Annotated in this window: 13 protein-coding genes, 2 pseudogenes and 1 riboswitch; of the genes and pseudogenes, 5 read left to right on the plus strand and 10 right to left on the minus strand. The window is 61.0% G+C overall.

Annotated elements, in window-relative coordinates; all coding sequences use genetic code 11:
* Window positions 1–2: 2 nt before the first annotated feature.
* A complete protein-coding gene (locus CG471_RS02935) occupies window positions 3–2117 on the minus strand; it encodes a TonB-dependent siderophore receptor (protein ID WP_099230507.1) in 2115 nt (704 codons plus the stop codon).
* Between the two features lie 274 nt (window positions 2118–2391).
* Here CG471_RS02935 and CG471_RS02940 point away from each other — a divergent pair, with 274 nt between their 5' ends.
* Complete coding sequence (locus CG471_RS02940; protein ID WP_099230509.1) at window positions 2392–3066, plus strand: DUF2490 domain-containing protein; 675 nt, start codon at window positions 2392–2394, stop codon at window positions 3064–3066.
* A gap of 163 nt (window positions 3067–3229) precedes the next feature.
* A pseudogene (locus CG471_RS02945) lies at window positions 3230–3448 on the plus strand (TrbI/VirB10 family protein); the annotation flags it as partial.
* A gap of 73 nt (window positions 3449–3521) precedes the next feature.
* On the opposite strand, the gene CG471_RS02950 reads toward CG471_RS02945, so the two are convergent.
* Genes CG471_RS02950 through CG471_RS02960 form a run of 3 tightly spaced genes read right to left on the minus strand, consistent with a single transcriptional unit; the run spans window position 3522 to window position 9178 of the window.
* Window positions 3522–4952, minus strand: coding sequence for an efflux transporter outer membrane subunit (locus CG471_RS02950; RefSeq protein ID WP_099230527.1), 1431 nt, complete (start codon window positions 4950–4952; stop codon window positions 3522–3524).
* Window positions 4945–8034: an efflux RND transporter permease subunit gene (locus CG471_RS02955; RefSeq protein ID WP_099230511.1), complete on the minus strand. Its 3090-nt coding sequence runs from the start codon at window positions 8032–8034 to the stop codon at window positions 4945–4947. The genes CG471_RS02950 and CG471_RS02955 overlap by 8 nt, the downstream gene beginning before the upstream one ends.
* A 1-nt stretch (window position 8035) precedes the next feature.
* Entirely contained in the window at window positions 8036–9178 is a 1143-nt protein-coding gene (locus CG471_RS02960) for an efflux RND transporter periplasmic adaptor subunit (RefSeq protein ID WP_099230513.1), read from the minus strand.
* Between the two features lie 551 nt (window positions 9179–9729).
* On the opposite strand from CG471_RS02960, the gene soxR reads away from it, so the two are divergent.
* Together soxR and CG471_RS02970 are read left to right on the plus strand one after the other, a co-directional pair.
* The gene (gene soxR, locus CG471_RS02965) at window positions 9730–10170 is read left to right on the plus strand and encodes a redox-sensitive transcriptional activator SoxR (RefSeq protein WP_257211405.1); all 441 of its coding nucleotides are present in this window, start codon (window positions 9730–9732) and stop codon (window positions 10168–10170) included.
* A gap of 119 nt (window positions 10171–10289) precedes the next feature.
* On the plus strand, window positions 10290–10598 hold the full coding sequence (locus tag CG471_RS02970; protein WP_257211406.1) for a LysR substrate-binding domain-containing protein: 309 nt from the start codon (window positions 10290–10292) through the stop codon (window positions 10596–10598).
* A 439-nt stretch (window positions 10599–11037) separates the two neighbouring features.
* Window positions 11038–11260, plus strand: a riboswitch (cobalamin riboswitch).
* 443 nt (window positions 11261–11703) lie between these two features.
* Here the strand turns inward: CG471_RS02970 and CG471_RS31730 are convergent.
* The 5 genes and pseudogenes from CG471_RS31730 to CG471_RS02995 form a co-directional block, all read right to left on the minus strand.
* Window positions 11704–12228, minus strand: a pseudogene (locus CG471_RS31730) (tyrosine-type recombinase/integrase); the annotation flags it as partial.
* A gap of 1107 nt (window positions 12229–13335) precedes the next feature.
* Window positions 13336–13518: a hypothetical protein gene (locus CG471_RS02980; protein WP_072895155.1), complete on the minus strand. Its 183-nt coding sequence runs from the start codon at window positions 13516–13518 to the stop codon at window positions 13336–13338.
* A gap of 9 nt (window positions 13519–13527) precedes the next feature.
* Window positions 13528–14310, minus strand: a complete 783-nt coding sequence (locus CG471_RS02985) for an SDR family oxidoreductase (RefSeq protein WP_072895158.1) — start codon at window positions 14308–14310, stop codon at window positions 13528–13530.
* A gap of 11 nt (window positions 14311–14321) precedes the next feature.
* The gene (locus CG471_RS02990; RefSeq protein WP_072895161.1) at window positions 14322–15512 is read right to left on the minus strand and encodes a zinc-dependent alcohol dehydrogenase; all 1191 of its coding nucleotides are present in this window, start codon (window positions 15510–15512) and stop codon (window positions 14322–14324) included.
* Complete coding sequence (locus CG471_RS02995; RefSeq protein WP_099230519.1) at window positions 15512–16087, minus strand: SRPBCC family protein; 576 nt, start codon at window positions 16085–16087, stop codon at window positions 15512–15514. The genes CG471_RS02990 and CG471_RS02995 overlap by 1 nt, the downstream gene beginning before the upstream one ends.
* A 255-nt stretch (window positions 16088–16342) precedes the next feature.
* Between CG471_RS02995 and CG471_RS03000 the strand changes: the two genes are divergently transcribed.
* Window positions 16343–17029 (plus strand): DUF6766 family protein, encoded by a 687-nt coding sequence (locus CG471_RS03000; RefSeq protein ID WP_235654598.1) that lies wholly within the window; start codon window positions 16343–16345, stop codon window positions 17027–17029.
* Between the two features lie 133 nt (window positions 17030–17162).
* Here the strand turns inward: CG471_RS03000 and CG471_RS03005 are convergent, their stop codons facing one another.
* Window positions 17163–18062 carry an NAD(P)H-hydrate dehydratase gene (locus tag CG471_RS03005; RefSeq protein ID WP_072895164.1) on the minus strand — a complete coding sequence of 300 codons (900 nt, stop codon included), beginning with the start codon at window positions 18060–18062 and terminating at the stop codon, window positions 17163–17165.
* Between the last annotated feature and the right edge of the window lie 243 nt (window positions 18063–18305).

The raw sequence follows: 18305 nt of genomic DNA on the forward strand, positions 1-18305 counted from the left end.
CGTCAGAAGTCGCGCCGCAATTCCAGGAAGACGGTGCGCGGCCGGCCGACAAATGCGCCCTTGCGCGCGTCGAAGGTGGCGACGGCATAGGTCTTGTCGAAGATATTCTCGACCCGGATCATCGCTTCGGCAAAGCCCAGATCCTGGGTGATGCTGCCGTCGAACACGGTAAAGCCGGGGATATGCGCGCCGCGCCGGTCGATCTGCCCCGACACATATTGGCCGCCCAGCGCCAGCGCCGTGCCCCAGGCGGAGATCTGATAGCGGGACCATAGCCCGGCCTGATGATGCGGGGCGTTGGGGAAGCGGCCGCCGACCGCATTGTCGATCGTGGCGCCTTCCGCACTGTCGGTGATGCGCGCATCATTATAGGCGTAATTGGCGGTCAGCACCCAGTTCTTGCTGATGTCGGCCGCCAGCGTCAGCTCGATCCCCTTGCTGGTGACTTCGCCGACCGGCGACAGCTGATCCAGGCCATTGACCGGTTCCAGATCGGGATCGACCTGCACGATGCCGTTGCGCACGATATGATAGAGCGCGATGGTCGGTTGCAGCTTGCCCTGCATCAGTTCGCCCTTGGCGCCGACCTCGAACTGGCGGCTGGCGATCGGGGCGAAGGGGCCGCCAACGGCCGGATTCTGGTTGCCGGGGTTTTGCGGCTCGAAACTCTGGGCATAGCTGCCATAGAGGGACACCGACTGCACCGGTTTGTAGATGCCGCCGACACGCCAGCTCCAGCGACCGCCATCGGCATAGGCGCCGCCAATCTCGTCCTTGTCGTCGAACCAGTCATGGCGCACGCCGCCGACCAGGATGACATGCTCGCCGATATCGGCCTGTTCCTGCGCATAGACGCCATAGCGATGGGCGCGCGGCGCATTCACTTCCGGGGTCAGGCCGGCCAGGTCCGCCTCGGTCGGATTGCTCAAGCCATAGACGGGATTGCTCAGCGACAGGCGCGGCACGCCCTTGATCGTCACGCCGCTGAAATGCTGCGTTTCGCGATACCAGTCGGCGCCCACCAGCAATGTGTGCTTGATCCCGCCGGTTTCCAGCCTGGCGATCATGTTGCTCGCCAGGCTCGCGCCCTCGATCGTGCGATGTTGAGAGCGGAATTCGCGCGGCTGGGTATCGACCACGCCATCGCCGTCGGTGTCGATCGGCCCCAGCGGTTCATGATAGCGCTGATATTCGGTATAACGGAACCAGCGACCCGATGCATTGATGCTGACCGCATCCGACAGCCGGCTGTCGAGCCGTACCTGCAGCACCGTGCCCTTCAGGTCCAGCTTGTCGTTCTTTTCATTATGGGTCCAGCTCCGGTCGGCCAGGAAATGCCCGTCCGCATCGATCGCCACGCCGCGCAGCCGGTTGCCCGGCAGATCCTGGTCATAACGGGTCGCCTGCACCGTCAGGCTGGTGTCGGGCGCCAGCTTGAACTTCAGCCCGCCGTCCGCGACCAGGCTGCGACTGCCGGAAAAGCGCTGCACCGTGTCGAAGCTTTCGTAGAACAGGCCGGCCCGCCCGGCGACCACGCCATTGGCGTCGATCGGCCCGGTCACTTCGCCCGATGCGCCATAGCGGTCATAATTGCCGACCACCGCGCGCACCGATGCGGCGAACTTGTCCTGCGGCTTCTTGGTGACATAATTGACCATACCGCCCGGCGAACTGGCGCCATAGAGCATGCCGACCGGTCCTTTGAGAAACTCGACCCGGTCGATGCTGAACAGGTTCGGCACGGCGAAGCCCTGGAACGGGTCGCCGCGCAGCCCGTCATAGAACATCGATTCCTGCCGGAAACCGCGATAGGTAACGGTGGCATATTGGTTGGCGCTGACGCCGGCGACATTGCGATAAAGGTCGGTGATGTCGCGTGCGCCCTGGTCACGGATCAACTCGCTGGTGATGACCTGCACCGACTGGGGAATGTCCATAGGATCAGCCGGGATCTTGCCGATCTCGCTATCCTCGACGCGATAGAGTTTCTGTGCGCGGGCGGTGACCAGGATGTCGCTGTCGCCGGCGGCCGCATCGAGCGGGGCCTGCGCCAGCACGGGCAGCGGTGCAAACAGGAAGGGGAGGGCGCAAAGGCGCGCGAGGCGGAGGCTGGGCAAGGCGGCGATCCCGTTGAAATGGATAAGGAATGGAGCCGGTTCGCTCCTTCTGGCCTCTCCCCAATGTCGCTCGGCTAATGATATTGCGACTATATTGCAATATGTAACGGGCTGATTTGGCGCGACATGTTCCGGCCTGCCGAATGCCTGACGGAGGATGCGCGTATCAGCAATCATCCGGACTGCCATTGTCACAAAATGGCAATCAAACTGACGCTGGGATGTAATCGAATCGTCATAGAGGCCCGCCAACCCTGTTGGAGAGCAATGCCCGATGCGCCGCCTGTCCCTCTGTCTTTTCGCCCTGATGGCGCTGCCCGCGACCGCCCATGCCAGCGAGGATGAGCAACTCTGGACCACCACCAGCGCGACGGTGAAGCTGTCCGACCATTGGCGCCTCCAGCAGGAGATCGTCGCCCGCTTCAGCAATGATCGGAATGGCCTGTACGAGATCGAGAGCAACACGCTGGTCGGCTACAAGCTCGACAAGCAGGTGACGGTCTGGGCGGGCTATACCCATGACCCGCAATATAATAGCGGCGATTTCACCGTGATGGAGCATCGCGTCCGCGAACAGGTGACGGTCGACAATATCCTCAAGCTCGGCCCGGTGTCGGTGAGCGCGCGGATGCGGATGGAGCAGCGCTGGCGCGAAGGGATTGACGGCACCGCCTGGCGCCTGCGGCCCTATGTGAAGCTGACCATGCCCTTCAAGGAAGGCGGCAAGACCGCGCTGATCCTCAGCCATGAAAGCTTCATCGATCTCAACAAGACCAATTTCCAGCGTGTCCAGGGCGAGGAGCGGATGCGCAACCTGATCGCGATCACCACGCCGCTGGCCAAGAATGTGAATGCGGAGATCGGCTATCTCCACCAGCATGGCTTCCGGCCCGATGCCGATGACAGCAACGACAATGTCGCCTCGCTTTCGCTCAGCTTCAGTTTCTGATTGCTGGATTGATTGGGGGGAAGGGAGTCCTGTAGCGATTGATGACAGAATTAACGTTGCTCTCTTGAAGGAACGGAATTTGCGATACTTCGAGAAATGGTGCGGAGACGACATCGAATTGGAGCATCAGGATGCTGAATTACTGTGAAGTCAACGCATCGATGCTTTCGGCCAGCGGCGCGCGCTGGTTATCTGGCAGCGCCTCCTTCTCACGGACGGCAGTTCGCTGCGGCTCGACAATTTTCCAGCGACGGATACGGCTGGATATGCCGGGCTGGCCGACAAGGTCGATTTCCACAATTGGTCCCGGCTCAAGGGGATCGCCATCGCAACGCTCCTGGATGTTGGATCGGAACTGACCATCAACGGTGAAAGCGACGTCAGCGGCGCTCCCCCTGCAGCCGACCTCCCGTGGATGAGCATTTGTTCCAGGAGGCCGGCTGCAGCTTGTCCTTCTATCTGACGCCAGTAATGGGCGCGCTTGCGTTGGCCGATTGCCAGCCACCGCCAAGCGCCTTGAACAGATCGACGCGCGCGGTGGATAGGCGCTGGAGCGCCGTCGCCTGCGCCGTTCGGGCGTCCAGCAAGGCCGATTGTGCAACAAGCACATCCAGCAGGCTGACAGACCCGGCCCGATAGCGCTGGCTGGCGAAATCAAAAGCGCGGGCCGAGCGAATCTCAGCCTCGTCAAGAGCGGCCAGCCTTTCCTGTTCACGCCCGACATTGGTCAGTGCCTGTTCGACCTGCTTGAGCGCCGTGATGACGGTACCTTCGAAGGCTGCCAGAGAGGCGTCCCCCTGCGCTTCGGCCTGACGGATGCGGGCACGCGCGACGCTGATATTGGGGAAACTCCAACTGAGCAGCGGTCCCACCGAAAAGCTGAGACTGTCATTGCCGCGGACGCTGTCGTTGCGGAAGACATTGCCCGACCCGCCCAGGCTGATCTTCGGATAGAGCGCGGCGGTCGCGACGCCGATCCGTGCGGTGTCGGCCGCCAGTTGCCGTTCCGCCTGGCGCAGATCGGGGCGACGGCGCAACAGGGATGCGCCGTCGCCCACCGGCAATGCCGCCACGGGGGCAGGCGGCGTCGTGCATTGCCGGGCAGCAGGGGGAATGTCGGCGGGCGTGGCGCCCAGCAGGGCCGCAAGCTCGAACAGGGCGACCTGATGCTGCGCTTCCAGCGCCGGGATCGCTGCACGCGCGCTTGCGGCAGCGGCGGCGGCACGCTCGACATCGAACTTGCCGACCGATCCGGCTTTTTCCTGCGCGGTCACCAGCCGCAGACTGTCGGTGCTGACCCGCCAGCTATCCTGCGCCACGCCAAGCGCATGAGCATAGGAACAGGCATCGAGATAGGCCCGTGTCGTTTCCGCCGCGACCGTCACGCGCACGGCGTCACGGGCAGCCTCCACAGCCTGCGCATCGGCACGGGCCGCCTCGACCGCGCGGCTGACGCGGCCGAACAGGTCAACCTCCCAGCTCAGCGCCAGGCTGCCATTTTGCGACCATTGCGCCTGATCCTGGGTGAAGGCGCCGCCCGCGCCCTGCATTCCGTCGCCATAGCTGACCCCGCCATTGATGTCGGTGGCCGGCAGGCGTCCCGCCTTGGCCTCGCTCAGCGTGGCGCGGGCCTTGGCGAGATTGGCGGCGGCGACGCGCAGGTCGGTGTTGGCGACCAGCGCCTGCGCCACCAGCGCATCGAGCGCCGGATCATTATAGAGTTTCCACCATTGGTCCGGCAGTGGCGCGGTCGGATCGAAGGCATTGGCCTGCGTCACGAAAGCGCCATTGGCGGCGGCCTTTGGTTCGGGACGGTGATAATCGGGGCCGGCGGCGCATCCGCCGGCCAGCAGCGCCGCGACCAGCGGCAACAGGCTCTTATGCATGGGCAAGATCTCCCGCCGGCTGGGCGCCTTCATCGCCCGGCGCCGCCTTGCGATGGTCGCCGGCCAGCAGCGTGTAGAAAGTGGGCAGGACGAACAGGGTGAAGAGCGTGCCGATCAGCATGCCCATGACGACGACGATGCCGATGGCGAAGCGGCTGGCTGCGCCGGCGCCGCCAGCGAAGAGCAGCGGAACCAGCCCCGCTACCATCGCCGCCGTGGTCATCAGCACCGGCCGCATCCGGACGGCGGCGGCATGGCGGATCGCCTCCATGCGGCTCAGCCCTTCCTTTTCCTGCATCTCGTTGGCGAAGGACACCATGAGAATACCGTGCTTGGAGATGAGGCCGATTAGCGTCACCAGCCCGATCTGGGTATAGATGTTGAGCGTGGTGAAGCCGAGATAGAGCGGCACCAGCGCACCGCACACCGCCAGCGGCACCGTCACCAGGATCACGAGCGGATCGCGGAAGCTTTCGAACTGCGCCGCCAGCACCAGGAAGATGACGATCAGGGCGAAGGCGAAGGAGACGGTCAGCCGGTCGCCCTCGGTCACATATTGGCGGCTGTTGGACAGCCAGTCGATGCTGGTCCCGGCCGGCATCGGCTGTTTCTTCAGGAAGTCCACCGCCTGGCCCATGGTGACACCCGGCATCAGCACCGCGGACAGGGTGGCGGAGTTCATCTGGTTGAACTGCGGCAGCTTGTTGGGCTGCGGGCGCATCTCGACCTTTGCCACGGTGGACAGCGGGATCAGCGCGCCCGACCCGGCCTTGATATAATATTGGCCCAGATTGTCAGGCGTGACGCGCTTGTCGCGAGGCACCTGCGCGATCACGTCATAGCTGCGATCATGCCAGTTGAAGCGATTGACGTAATTTTCGCCCACCAGCACCGCCAGCGTATCGGCAATCTCCGCCATGGTGACGCCCAGTTGCCCGGCCTTGGCCCTATCGACGCTGATATGCGCTTCGGGACTGTCGAAGGCGAGGTCGCTGTCGACGAAGGCGAAGAGGCCACTGCCCCAGGCCGCGCCCTTCACTGCCTCCAGCGTCTGGTAGATTTGCGAGAAATCATCGGAGGAACGGATGACCATCTGCACCGGCAGGCCGCCGCTGCCCGCCGGCAAGGGGCTGTCCTGGAAGGCGATGGCATAGATGCCGGTGACGGCGCTGGTGCGGCCGGCCAGTTCACCCTGAATGGCGTCGGCATTGCGTTTGCGCTCACCCCATTCGGACAGGATGATACCGCCGAACCCATTATTGGTGCCATTGGCGCCGCCTGCGTCGAACCAACTGCCGCGATATTCCGGGAAGGTGCGGAAGATGTCATCAACCTGGCGGTTGAAGCGCGAGATATAGTCGATATTGGCATATTGCGGCGCCTTGGTCGCGACGAAGACATAGCCCATATCCTCCTGCGGGGCGAGTTCGCGCTGGCTTCCAGTGAAGAGCAGGACGATCGTACCCAGCATCGCCACACCGACCACCAGTACGGCCGCGCGCGCCGCCAGCGTGCGAGCGAGCAGCCGGCCATAGCCCTGGGTCAGCCGCGCCATATTATGCTCGATCGCCTGGCTCAGCCTGCCTTCGGCCAGCTTGGCGTTGAGCAGCTTGCCGCTCATCATCGGTGACAGGGTAAGCGCGATCACCCCCGAAACGATCACTGATCCGGCCAGGGTGAAGGCGAACTCCCGGAACAGCGCGCCGGTGAGGCCACCCATAAGGCCGATCGGCGCATAGACTGCTGCCAGGGTAATGGTCATGGCGATGACCGGACCGACAATTTCCCGCGCACCGACCAAGGCCGCGTTGAAGGGAGAGAGGCCTTCCTCGATATGACGGTGGATATTTTCAACCACGACGATGGCGTCATCGACCACCAGACCGATGGCCAGCACCATCGCAAGCAGGGTCAGGAGATTGAGCGAGAAGCCGAAGGCCAGCATCAGCGCCGCCGTGCCGAGCAGCGAGAGCGGGATGGTGACGATCGGGATGATGACCGCGCGGAAGGAACCGAGGAACAGGAAGATGACGATCACGACGATCAGGATCGCCTCGACCAGCGTATGTTCGACCTCCTCGATCGAGGCGTTGACGAAATGGGCGACGTCGAAATCATTATGGACCTTCACCCCCGGCGGCGCGACCCGCTGCATCTCTGGGATCATTGCCTGGACGGCCTTTACGATTTCCAGCGGATTGCCATCGGGCGTCGGGGAAATGGCGATCGAAATGCCGGGCACGCCCGACGACAGGGCGCCGGCATCATAATTCTGGCCGCCCATTTCCACCGTCGCGACATCGGCCAGACGAACGATACCGCCCGCCTCGCTCTTGAGGACCATGTCACGAAAGGCGCCGACATCGCGCAGGTCAGTGCCGGCGGTGATGTTGATCGCCGTGCTGGCCCCCTTCAACTGGCCAGGCGAGGCCTGCACATTATTGGCGCGCAGCGCATTGGCGACGTCGCTGGCGGTCAGGCCGCGTGCGGTCAGCTTCACCGGATCGACCCAGATGCGCATGGCGAGCGGCGCGCCGCCGGTCATCTCCGCCGAGGCGACGCCGGGGACGGAGGTGATCATCGGCTGCGCCACGCGGGTGGCGAAATCCTGGATCTGCGGTGGTGAGAGGGTTTTGCTGGAAAAGGAGACATATTGGATCGCCGACGCGCCGTCGGTGATCTTGGCGATGACCGGATCGGTCACGCCCGTCGGCAGGCGATATTTGACCTGCTGCACCTTGGCGAGAATCTCGGTCATCGACCGGTCGGCATTGGCGTTCAGCACCAGCTTGGCGGCGATATGGCTCTTGCCCTGGCTGGAGGTGGAGCTGAGATATTCGATGCCGTTGGCGGTCGCGATCGCCTGTGCGATCGGCGTCGTGACGAAGCCCTGCATCACGTCCTGCGTCGCGCCCGGCAGCGCCGTGTCGATCGTGATCGTCGCACTTTCCATCTTGGGATATTGGCGGATCGGCAGGCTGAACAGGGCGGCGAGGCCGACCAGCAGGATCAGCAGGCTGACGACGACCGACAGGATCGGCCGGCGGATGAAGAGATCGGTGAAGGAACGGGTGGCCGTCATATCAGCGTCCTCCCTGCTTGGCAGGGATGGCCCCGACGACCTTGACCTCGGCGCCCGGCTGCACCCGCAACTGGCCCTCGGTGACGATCACGTCGCCGGCGCGCAGGCCGCTCGTGACGACGACATCATTGCCGACCCGGCGCCCGGTCTGGACCGGCACGATCTCCGCCTTGCCGCCAAGGCGCGCATTGCTGCCACGAATGACAATGATGCTGTCCCCCTGTGCGGACGTCTGGATCGCGGTGGCGGGCACGAGCAACGCGCCCTGCTGCACCGGCAGTTCCAGCGCGGCGGTGACATACATGCCCGGACGCAATGCGCGATCGCCATTCCCCAGCAGCGCCTGGACGGTGACGTTGCGGGTATCCGCGCCGATCTTCGGCTCGATCGCATTCACCTTTGCCGTGAAGCGACGGCCGGGCCAGGCGTCGCTGGTAACAATGACCGTTGCCCCCGGCTGCAATCGGCTCAGTTCCTGTTGCGGCAGGGCGAAATCCACGAACAGGCTGTCAAGCGCGGTCAGCGTCGCCACCGCATCGCCGGGATTGAGATATTGGCCGAGATTGACCTGCCGGATGCCCAATATCCCGGCAAAAGGCGCGCGCACCTGCTTCTGGACCAGCCGTGCGTCGATCTGCTGCACGGCGGCGGCGGCCTGGTCGCGATCGGCACGGCGCTGCTCCAACGTCTCGCGCGGTTCCGCACCGGTTGGTGCCAGTTCCTGTGATCGGGCGACCTGAAGGCCGGCAAAGGCTGCCTTGGCCTGCGCCGCTCTACGATCCGCAAGTTCCGGCCCGTCGAACAATTGCACCAGCAGCGCGCCGGCTCCGACCGGTTGCCCCGCTTCGAAATGAATCGCTGAAACTCTGCCGGCAATTTCGGGCGACAAAGTGACTTCGCGCACAGCACGCAGAGAACCGACAGCCTCCAGCGCGGCAGGAATGTCGCGCGACTGCACGACCATGGCAGCGACCGGTACCGCTTGGGGCTGCCAGGCTTGCGCCTGGCTCGCGCGCCATCCACGCCAAAGATACAGGGTCCCCAGAAGCACGAAAAGCAGGACGATCGTCAGCAACATGGTGCGTGTCGGGCGGATCAATCGCGGGGCAACGCGCGATGGTTTGGACAGATTATGATCGCTCATGCTTTCACCTCCCCCCGCTTCGGGCGAACGAAGTGGGGCCAGAGGAGAACCGCAAGGCCGAAAGGATCGATGCTCATCGAAAATCCAGTTGGATAAGAGGAATATAGGCGAGATGGCTGCCGCGAAGTCACGCAGGACTTCGTCAAAGACAGTCGCTCATCGGAGAATGGGGAGGGGTCACAATCGTCTGCGCGCACGGGCTATCCTTCGCTGGGACAGGACGTGCGTCGGCAAGAGCCGCAAATACCGCGCGCCATGCCCCGAAACAGGTTCGGGTTGACGCCGCGGCGGAGAAGAACTTGCCACCTGGCAAGCGCAGGAGACACCACCCTGCAACTCTATTTCCGGCTAACATCGATTATTCTTGTTGCGAGAGGCTTGCAACAGGAATCGCTTGTGAGCGCGCCAATGCGACGCGCGAACCATTGAGATCAGGAATAACAAATTGGCCTCCCTTGCGAATCAGGGAGTGCCTCTATAAAACCTCAACAATAGTTGAGGTAAAGCGATATCTCGTCCGCGACGATGTCGCTGCAAAAATGGATATATCGATGCCGCTGGCAGCCACTGGTCTTGGTGTGGGTGAAGTCGCCCGGCGCGCCGGCGTGCCGATCTCGACGCTTCATTTCTACGAGGCGCAGGGTTTGATCGAGAGCCAGCGGACCAGTGGCAATCAGCGGCGCTATCATCGCTCGGTGCTTCGCCTGATCGCGGTGATCAAGGTTGCCCAGCGCGTCGGCATTCCACTTGCCCAGATCAAGGACAGCATCGCCCAACTCCCGTCGGGGCATGTGCGGGCAATGAATGACTGGTCTGCCCTGTCCAAATCCTGGCGTGCGGAACTGGATCGCAGGATTGCGCTGTTGTCGAGCCTTCGCGATCAACTGGATAGCTGCATTGGCTGCGGATGCCTGTCGCTCGCCGACTGTCCCTTGCGGAACCCTGGCGACGTAGCAGCCGGGGTAGGCTCGGGCGCACGTGCATTCGATTGATCAGCAGAGATCTGGGCTTCTCAAGCCTGAACACCAACCGGAAATGCGGTCCGTTAAATGGTCATCGGGGATGAAAGTCTCATTGCCGATCGGCCGTCGGGTACAAGCTGCCGATCATCATCGGCGACAGGAACCAGGTCACGTGGAAGCGATGGTGCGAGAAGAACGGCGTCAAGATGCCGCCAAGTTACGCCATGCGGTTCGACCGCAGTTTCATGGTCATAGCGACGGCAGCCAATGGATTGGGCGTGGCGCTGGAATCCACCCGACTCGCCCAACGCGAAATCGCTCAAGGCCGCTTGTCGGTCCCGCTACCTGACAGCGGCATCCGCGAGACGCTGCACTCCCTGGTCTATCCTCTGATCCATGCTGACCGCCCCATCATTCGAGCGTTCGAAGAATGGCTAGTTGGTGAACTTCAAATCTAGGCGGGCGCAGTTCGGCGCGATCCACGAAATGAGCTTGCCATTTCAGCATCGCAGTGGATGAAGTGCGGACGCATGGATCCGCCAAGGTCTTCCACGAACAGCCCTTGGAGGATGGTGCAAAGGCGCACCAGAAACGAACACGAACGCCGCCATGGCCGCCCGGCCGGTGTTGCGAAGCGCCCCCTTCTAATCCTCGTCGACCAGATTCTCGATCCAGTCGAACAGGAAGCCAGCCTGCTTGGGCCTGACTTCGACTTTGAAGTTCACCAGCATATATTCGGGGAATGAGGCTCGTACGGGGGCTCACTAAAGGCGACATCGCTCTGCTGGCCATTGAGCTGGACGCGAGACAGCCTCGTTCTACATGTATTTCCCGGCAGCCGATAAGCTCTATATAAAGATATCTTTATATAGAGCTTGACATCCTGCTCGCCTTGGTGTTGAAGCAGCGTGTCGAGGTTCCCCGCTTCAGGCATGACAGCGGGGCTAAGACGGGAAGCCGGTGATGCCTTTCTGGGCAAATTCCGGCGCTGCCCCCGCAACTGTAAGCGGCGAGTGGCGGTTCCATTTTGTGTCACTGAGCCTTTGCACGAGGCTCGGGAAGGCCGGACCACCATGACGACCCGTGAGCCAGGAGACCTGCCTTCGGCGCCATAACTTTCCTCGGACGGGGGTTCCTCCGGTGGATCGCGCTTGAAGCAGAGCTTGTGGCCTGGCGCCACCTGGCCTGCCAGAGAAATTTACCACCGCCGGTGATCGGTTCCAGTTCGGCCAGCATGTCCAGGACCTGCTGCGTGAGCGGCACCTTATGTGGCCGACGCATTTTCGTCTTCGCCGCCGGAATAGTCCAGACGGCCGCCTCGAAATCGAATTCCTTCCATTCGGCCATCCGGAGTTCGCCGGGTCGAGGAACCATGTGCGGAAGCATCTTCAGCGCGATTCGCACGGTGGGTTGGCCGTCATGGGCATCGACCGCGCGAAGGAGGCCACCAAGCGCCTTGGGCTCTAGGATTGCCGCTCGGTGTCGCGGCTTCGGCGTTATCAGCGCACCGCGAAGATCCACGGCTACATCTCGCTGCGCCCGCCCGGTGACGATCGCGTAGCGAAAGATCGTGCCGAAGGTGCTGCGGAGGCGGTTTGCCGTCTCATACCGCCCGCGAACCTCAACAGTGCGGAGGACTTCCAGCAGTTCGGGTGCAGTTAGGTCTGCGATAGGCCGACTGCCAATGAGCGGATAGGCGAGGTCGAGCAGCCAGCGCATCTTCTGGAGCGTCTTGGGCGCGCGCCCCTCGATTTCGAGGCGGGCAAGCCATTCATCGGCTGTCGCCTTGAACGTCTCTTCCGATTTGGCCTTCGCCTCACGAACCTTGGCCTTCCGAACTTCAATCGGGTCTTGTCCATCTGCCAGCGCTTCCCGCGCCGTTGTTCTCTTCTCGCGAGCCTTCGCGAGAGACACTTCTGGGTAGCTGCCGAGGGAAAGCGTCTTCTGCTGACCGAGAAACCGATAGTTCATTCGCCAGAGGCGACCGCCAGTTGGCGCAACGAGGAGATACAACCCCAGACCATCGGCCAATTTATAAGGCTTATCCCTTGGTTTTGCAGCATTTATTGCCGTGACGGTGAGCGTCATGATGGTATCTCCGTGATGATATTTTTCGGAATACCATCAAAATACCATCACCGAGGGGTGGCTGCCAGTGTACCCCCGGGGACGTACGGGGACGGTGGGTTAGTCAAAAAACCACGTTTTCCGCCATTTTCTGGACGGTGCTGGATGCTGCTGGATGAGGAAAAAAGAACAAATGGTGCCCGGGGACGGAGCATTTGTCATGACAAACCTTTCCAATCTTCCGATCAAATTTCACTACAGCAACTAATCTATACCAGTTATGTTACCAGTATCGAAAAACTATAATTTAGGTTCGATCTCGAAGTCAAATCTTTTATCAAAACGTCTACAAATTTACTAACGCATCTCCCCACAGATCATAAGATCGCATTTTGCTCTGCTCAGTTGGATCTTGCTTGGGCAGGTGCATCGGCGGGGGGCCACTGGCGCCGCAGCATTCTTGGTTTGCAATTGGCGGGATATGGGAGGTCGCCTCCCGAGAGGCCAGCGATCAAGGGCTGCGCTTCCAATCGTGTTGGCCGGGGAAATTAACGAGCTTACAGCAAAGATAGCCGTCAAACTTTCGATCTCGCTTGCAACGTCTTTGAGCCCATCATTCTGCACTTTCCGCCTGAAACCATCGATCTCAACTTCGAACGGCCCCTGCGCCCACTTGCCCAGCAGGCGCTCAAAGGAATTAACATTCTCCGAACCGTCCCGTCCGGAATTCCAGACCAAAGGAACTACCGCGGGGCGCGTGCATCAACATCTGCCAAGCAGTCACGTGCGGAAGGAATCCGTTCATACAGGGCGATCCAAGCCTAATACGACTGCGGTCAAGCAGCGTCAGGATGTCGGCGGCAACTGCGACGAACGTCTCAAGCCGACCCGCAGTACCCCGCACGCTCTCGGAGCGTGAGCACGGAAAGACCAAGAAACTGAAAAGATTTCGACGAACAATTTTGTCATTGGCCGAGAACGAAAATGCCGAGCAGCAAAATATGCCCCTGATGCCTGGCCCGAGTCTGCATCGCTTAGGAGAGCGACCCCATGTTGATCGATCCGTTCGACATCAGTTGTAAGAGGGGTTGCGCGATTGCGGGCCTTCAGCGATGGTTGTGAAAGATTTCAGTCTGGACGCGCTCGATCGCGATCCTCGACGGGATAGTCCTCCGGCTTTACCGTTCCGACATTGGGTCTGTCCTCGACCTCTTCGACCGGCTTCCCCTTGGGCCGATCATCCTCAGCCTCATGGTCAGGACGAGCATCGCCAAGCGGCCCTCGCGCTACCTTGCGGGTATCTTTAGACATCTTAGCCTCCTATTGCGCAGTGTCGGGCTCAGCCATCTTGCGATGCTGCTCAGCCAACATGGATTGAGGAATGATCCCCGCTGCCGCGACCTGCAGCTTGTTCGAGAATCCGGAAACGATATGGCCCTTTCCCGCAAAGAGCGCGTCCCAGCCATCCTTTGCAACCTTGGCCGGATCGGCTTTGTTGTCGTCGGCACCCACCGAAGTGTCGGCGCCCAGGCCAGCCCGGTCGAAAAATTCCGTGTCGGTCACGCCGGGCATCAGCGTCGTCAGCGTAACGCCCTCATGTTCCTTCAATTCGTTGCGCAAGGCTTCGGTAAAATTGTCGATGAAGGCCTTGGTGCCGTTATAGACCGCGTTAAAACTGCCGGGGATGAAACCGGCGATCGAGCCGGTGACCAAGACCTTCCCCTCATCGCGCGCTACCATCTGTCCGAGCACCTTTTGCAGAAGGTAGATGGTGCCGGTGATATTGGTGTCGATGACATGGCGCCAATCGGGCAGTTTTTGGTCGAGAAAAGCATGTCCCAGGCCATGTCCGGCATTTGCGCAGAGCACATCGACCTGTCGCCCGCCGGCTCGATCAAGCAACTGATCGACGCCTTGCACAGTGGAAAGATCGACCTCGAGTGTATCGACCGCGACGCCAAAACTTGCGAGTCCAGCCGAGGCACCGGCAAACGGCGTGTCGGCAACGACGAGGAGATCATAGCCATCTGCGGCCGCCAGTTTTGCCAATTCAGCGCCGATCCCGCTGGACGCGCCGGAGATGATTGCGAATTTACTAGCCATGTCTTTTCTCCTCACGCCGCAACGCGATCAAAAGCGGGCTTCAGCACGATCTTGGTCACCTCATTCTGCTGATCGTGGAACATCTTGTAGCCTTTGGGAGCATCCTCCAGCCCCATGCGGTGCGAGATGAGGAAGGTCGTATCGATCTTCCCTTCGACGATCGCATTCAGAAGCGCGGGCATGTAATGCTGGACGCTGGTCTGGCCGGTCTTGAGCGTCAGCCCCTTCTCCATGAAGGCGCCCAGAGGGAATTTATCGACAAAGCCGCCATAAACGGCTGGCATGGAGACGCGTCCACCCTTGCGGCAGGCCTGGATCGCCTGTCGGATCGAATGGGTTCTGTCGGTGCCAAGGAACATCGATGCCTTAATCTGATCGACCACATTGTCGAGGAAGAACCCGTGCGCTTCGAGGCCAACGGCGTCGATGACTGCGTCGGGACCGATGCCGCCAGTCATCTCCATCAGCGCCTCATATGTCTTCGTTTCTTCATAGTTGATGGTTTCCGCGCCGAAGCGCTTCGCTAGCTCAAGGCGATGAGGAAAATGGTCGATCGCGATCACCCGATGCGCGCCCATCAGGAAGGCGGACTGGACCGCGAAAAGGCCGACCGGTCCGCAGCCCCAGACCGCGACGGTGTCGCCCGGCTCGATGTCGGCATATTCGGCCGCCTGCCACCCGGTTGGGAGAATATCGGAGAGGAACAGGACCTGGTCATCTTCCAGCCGATCGGGAACAACTATCGGCCCGACGTCGGAAAATGGCACACGGACATATTCGGCCTGCCCACCTGCATAGCCGCCGGTCAGATGGCTGTAGCCGAACAGTCCGGACATTGGTTGGCCATACATTTCCTGGCCGATATCCTGATTGTCGGCGGGATTGCCGTTATCGCAGGCGGAATATTGATGCTTGCCGCAATGGTAGCAGTTCCCGCAGGCGATGGTGAAAGGCACCACGACCCGCTGTCCCTTCTTCAACGTCGATTTTGCACCGGTCTCGACCACTTCGCCCATGAACTCATGGCCGAGTATGTCGCCGGCTTTCATGGTCGGGATGTAGCCATCGTATAGATGCAGGTCCGAACCGCATATTGCGGTCGAACTAATCTTGATGATGGCATCGCGCGGATTGAGGATTTCAGGGTCGTCGACGGTATCGACGCGGACATCATGCTTGCCGTGCCAAGTGAGCGCGCGCATCAGTTCTTCTCCTCGGCAAATTGCTGTGCAGTACGGGCGGCAGTGGCGACCTCGCCGGTTTCCATGAGCTGTTTGAACCGCCGCAGATCGCGCCGTGCCTGAATGGCCGGTTCGCGCTGGAACATCTTGGCGACGATTTTGCCGATGAACCCGGCGGGCGGATCATAGGCGATGGTGGCCGTGACGATTGTGCCGCGTTCGCCCGCGTCGCGAAATTCGATGCGACCGCTATTGGTGACGTCAGCGCCTTCGACAGAAGCCCAGGCGATCAGTTCACCGTCAATCTCTTCGGTGATAATAGCGTCCCATTCTACGACCTTTCCCGCCGGCGCCTTGACGACCCAGTGGGAGCGGTCAGTGGCAAGAATTTCCACGCGCTCCACATTATCCATGAAGCTGGGCAGCTGGGTGAAGTCGCGCCAATAGGCAAAGAGGTCGGCGCGAGGGCGGTTGATGGTGACGGACTTGCCGCTAAAGCTTTCATGGCCCGCCCCCTCGATAGCTGTTGCGGCCTCCTTTTTCTGCTCGATCGACTTTGCAGCGGTCGCATGGGCATCGTCTGTCGCGCGGCTCATGGGTATAGCTCCTTGGACATAGGAAAATAGGCTGCGCCAGCATGAGGGCGCAGCAAGGGCGATCCTTGGTCTCGCCGCTACTCAACGCGACTGCCGCAGCAATAGACCCATAGCGCCGGGATAAATCTTATTGATGGAGATCAGTGTTGGTGCCGCAGCGGGTGCCGGGGTCCGCGATAAATGGCTTGGTAAGGCGCTTCCGGCGCGAATACCTGTCACCTGCTTTAGGAACGGACGTTAGCAAGAGCCGTTAGCTTGAGCGTCCTCAACTCGTCCGATTGGAAAATGGTCATGCTGCGAAACAACGGACTGACGCTCGTCTTGCTGTTGTTGTTTGGTATAAGCATCATAGGACAGTGGATCGCCGGCTGGCATGTTCAGATTGAGGATGCGCGCCGCCATGGTGAGCAGGCGCTAGCACTCAGCGCCTACAGCTTAAGCCCCGAATTTCTCTCAAGCGTCTTTGAAAATTGGGAGAGCGAGTTCCTTCAGATGTCAGCCTATGTAGTGTTGACCGCTTTTCTCATCCAGCGCGGTTCGGCGGAGTCCAAGGACCCGGACGGCCCGCCGCGAGACGCAGACCTTGACCTCCAGGCCAGCAAGCCCGGCGCACCTAGAATCTTGCGATGGGGACCAATTTGGCGCGCTCTCTACGCGCAGTCGCTCGGTTTGACTCTGGCTGCCCTCTTTATTGCTTCGTTCGTCATCCACTGGACACAAAGCGCCAAGGTCGCGGCGCAAGAGGCCATCGCGCACGGAGAAAAACCACTGGAGACATTGGCCTATCTTGGCGACGCACAACTATGGTTTGAATCCTTCCAGAATTGGCAGAGTGAATTTCTCTCGACGGCCGTCCTTGTGTTTCTCTCGATCTTCCTGCGGCAGCGAGAGTCGCCCGAATCCAAGGCTGTTGCGGCGCCCCATAACCAAACCGGAGAATAGCCTTCTGCGGATCGGCCGCAGTCCAGAACTTTTTCCTTTGCTGCGATTATTCAGCTAAAACCCCTATGCCGGTGCATACGCTTTCACGAGCGATCACCCCAGGAGGGGAGCAGAATAGCCGAACCGGATGGCATCACCTTGCGGACGTCGTAGCAACCTGTTCATCTATTATCGAAGGAATAAGCGGCAGAAGCTCCCGCGCAAGAAAACCGATCTGTCCAACCTTCTTCGCCAGGATCGTTCCAGCGCGACCGTGAATCCACACCCCCCAGGCGGCTGCCGTGAGCGGAGAGGCGCCACGCGCAGCAAGGCCACCGACAAGACCGGCGAGTACATCTCCCGAGCCACCTGTGCCAAGCCCAACACAACCGCCAGTGTAGGCGAGACATTCTCCCTCAGGGGATGCCAAGTGGCTTCTACCGCCCTTGAGCAGAATAACAGCATTCCAGCGAGCAGCCATTTCAATGGCAACTGAAGCGGGGTCCGCTTCAACCGCTTCTATAGACAAGCCGCTTAAAGCAGCCATTTCACCATGATGCGGGGTGAGAATGACATTTTTCCCGTGCAATCGAGACTGATCGAGCTTGCGCAGCGCGACGAGAGCGGCGGCATCCAGGATGAGACAAACAGGAAAGTCGAGGCGAGCGAGCATATTTTCGATGAATGCCTGGGTGCTTACTGAGGTGCTCATGCCTGGTCCCAGAACAAGAGTGTCGCAGTTTGCCATTCGCGTCACGAGCATTTCTGCGGCCTCTGGCGCGATTTCCCCATTTTTGTCGGCAGGCAGGGCAATCATGGCAGCCTCGGGAACTAACACGCCCAGAGAGAGTGCGGAGGATTGCACCGTTGCCAGTTGGAGCTTTCCTGCGCCGGCGCGCAAGGCGGCTTCGCCAGTAAGGCGAAGCGCGCCGGGCACGAATTCAGCGCCTCCGACCACGAGAACACGGCCGCGGCCATTCTTATCGGCGCCATGCTCAATGGCCGGCAGTGGGTGCCGTAGAAGCCATGCTTCGTCGAGCGCGTCGCAAGTCATCCGCGAGCGCCCGCGATGGCGTCGGGCGCGCGGGTGACAAGCATGTCTTCCTGTTCGACCGGGGCAGTCACATTGTAACGAATGAGGGATAGGGGACTGTCAGGATTTCCGTGTGTGGCCGGGCATAATGGGCAACAAGGAGTCCCACTATGTCACGACGCAAAGAACCTGCCATACCGAATGAGCTTCTCGATCAGCTTTTGGCGGGCGGCGCTGCCAGTGCCGCCTTCGAGCAGGGCGGTC

Source organism: Sphingobium sp. IP1, from assembly GCF_002708645.1.
Classification (GTDB): Bacteria; Pseudomonadota; Alphaproteobacteria; order Sphingomonadales; family Sphingomonadaceae; genus Sphingobium; species Sphingobium yanoikuyae.

Excerpts from the sequence above, each read along its gene's own strand:
- CG471_RS02990 (WP_072895161.1), bottom strand. The coding sequence starts at position 15,512 with ATGCGCGCGCTCACTTGGCACGGCAAGCATGATGTCCGCGTCGATACC.
- CG471_RS02960 (WP_099230513.1), bottom strand. The coding sequence starts at position 9,178 with ATGAGCGATCATAATCTGTCCAAACCATCGCGCGTTGCCCCGCGATTG.
- soxR (WP_257211405.1), top strand. The coding sequence starts at position 9,730 with ATGCCGCTGGCAGCCACTGGTCTTGGTGTGGGTGAAGTCGCCCGGCGC.
- CG471_RS02980 (WP_072895155.1), bottom strand. The coding sequence starts at position 13,518 with ATGTCTAAAGATACCCGCAAGGTAGCGCGAGGGCCGCTTGGCGATGCT.
- CG471_RS02985 (WP_072895158.1), bottom strand. The coding sequence starts at position 14,310 with ATGGCTAGTAAATTCGCAATCATCTCCGGCGCGTCCAGCGGGATCGGC.
- CG471_RS02955 (WP_099230511.1), bottom strand. The coding sequence starts at position 8,034 with ATGACGGCCACCCGTTCCTTCACCGATCTCTTCATCCGCCGGCCGATC.
- CG471_RS02950 (WP_099230527.1), bottom strand. The coding sequence starts at position 4,952 with ATGCATAAGAGCCTGTTGCCGCTGGTCGCGGCGCTGCTGGCCGGCGGA.
- CG471_RS02940 (WP_099230509.1), top strand. The coding sequence starts at position 2,392 with ATGCGCCGCCTGTCCCTCTGTCTTTTCGCCCTGATGGCGCTGCCCGCG.
- CG471_RS02995 (WP_099230519.1), bottom strand. The coding sequence starts at position 16,087 with ATGAGCCGCGCGACAGACGATGCCCATGCGACCGCTGCAAAGTCGATC.
- CG471_RS03005 (WP_072895164.1), bottom strand. The coding sequence starts at position 18,062 with ATGACTTGCGACGCGCTCGACGAAGCATGGCTTCTACGGCACCCACTG.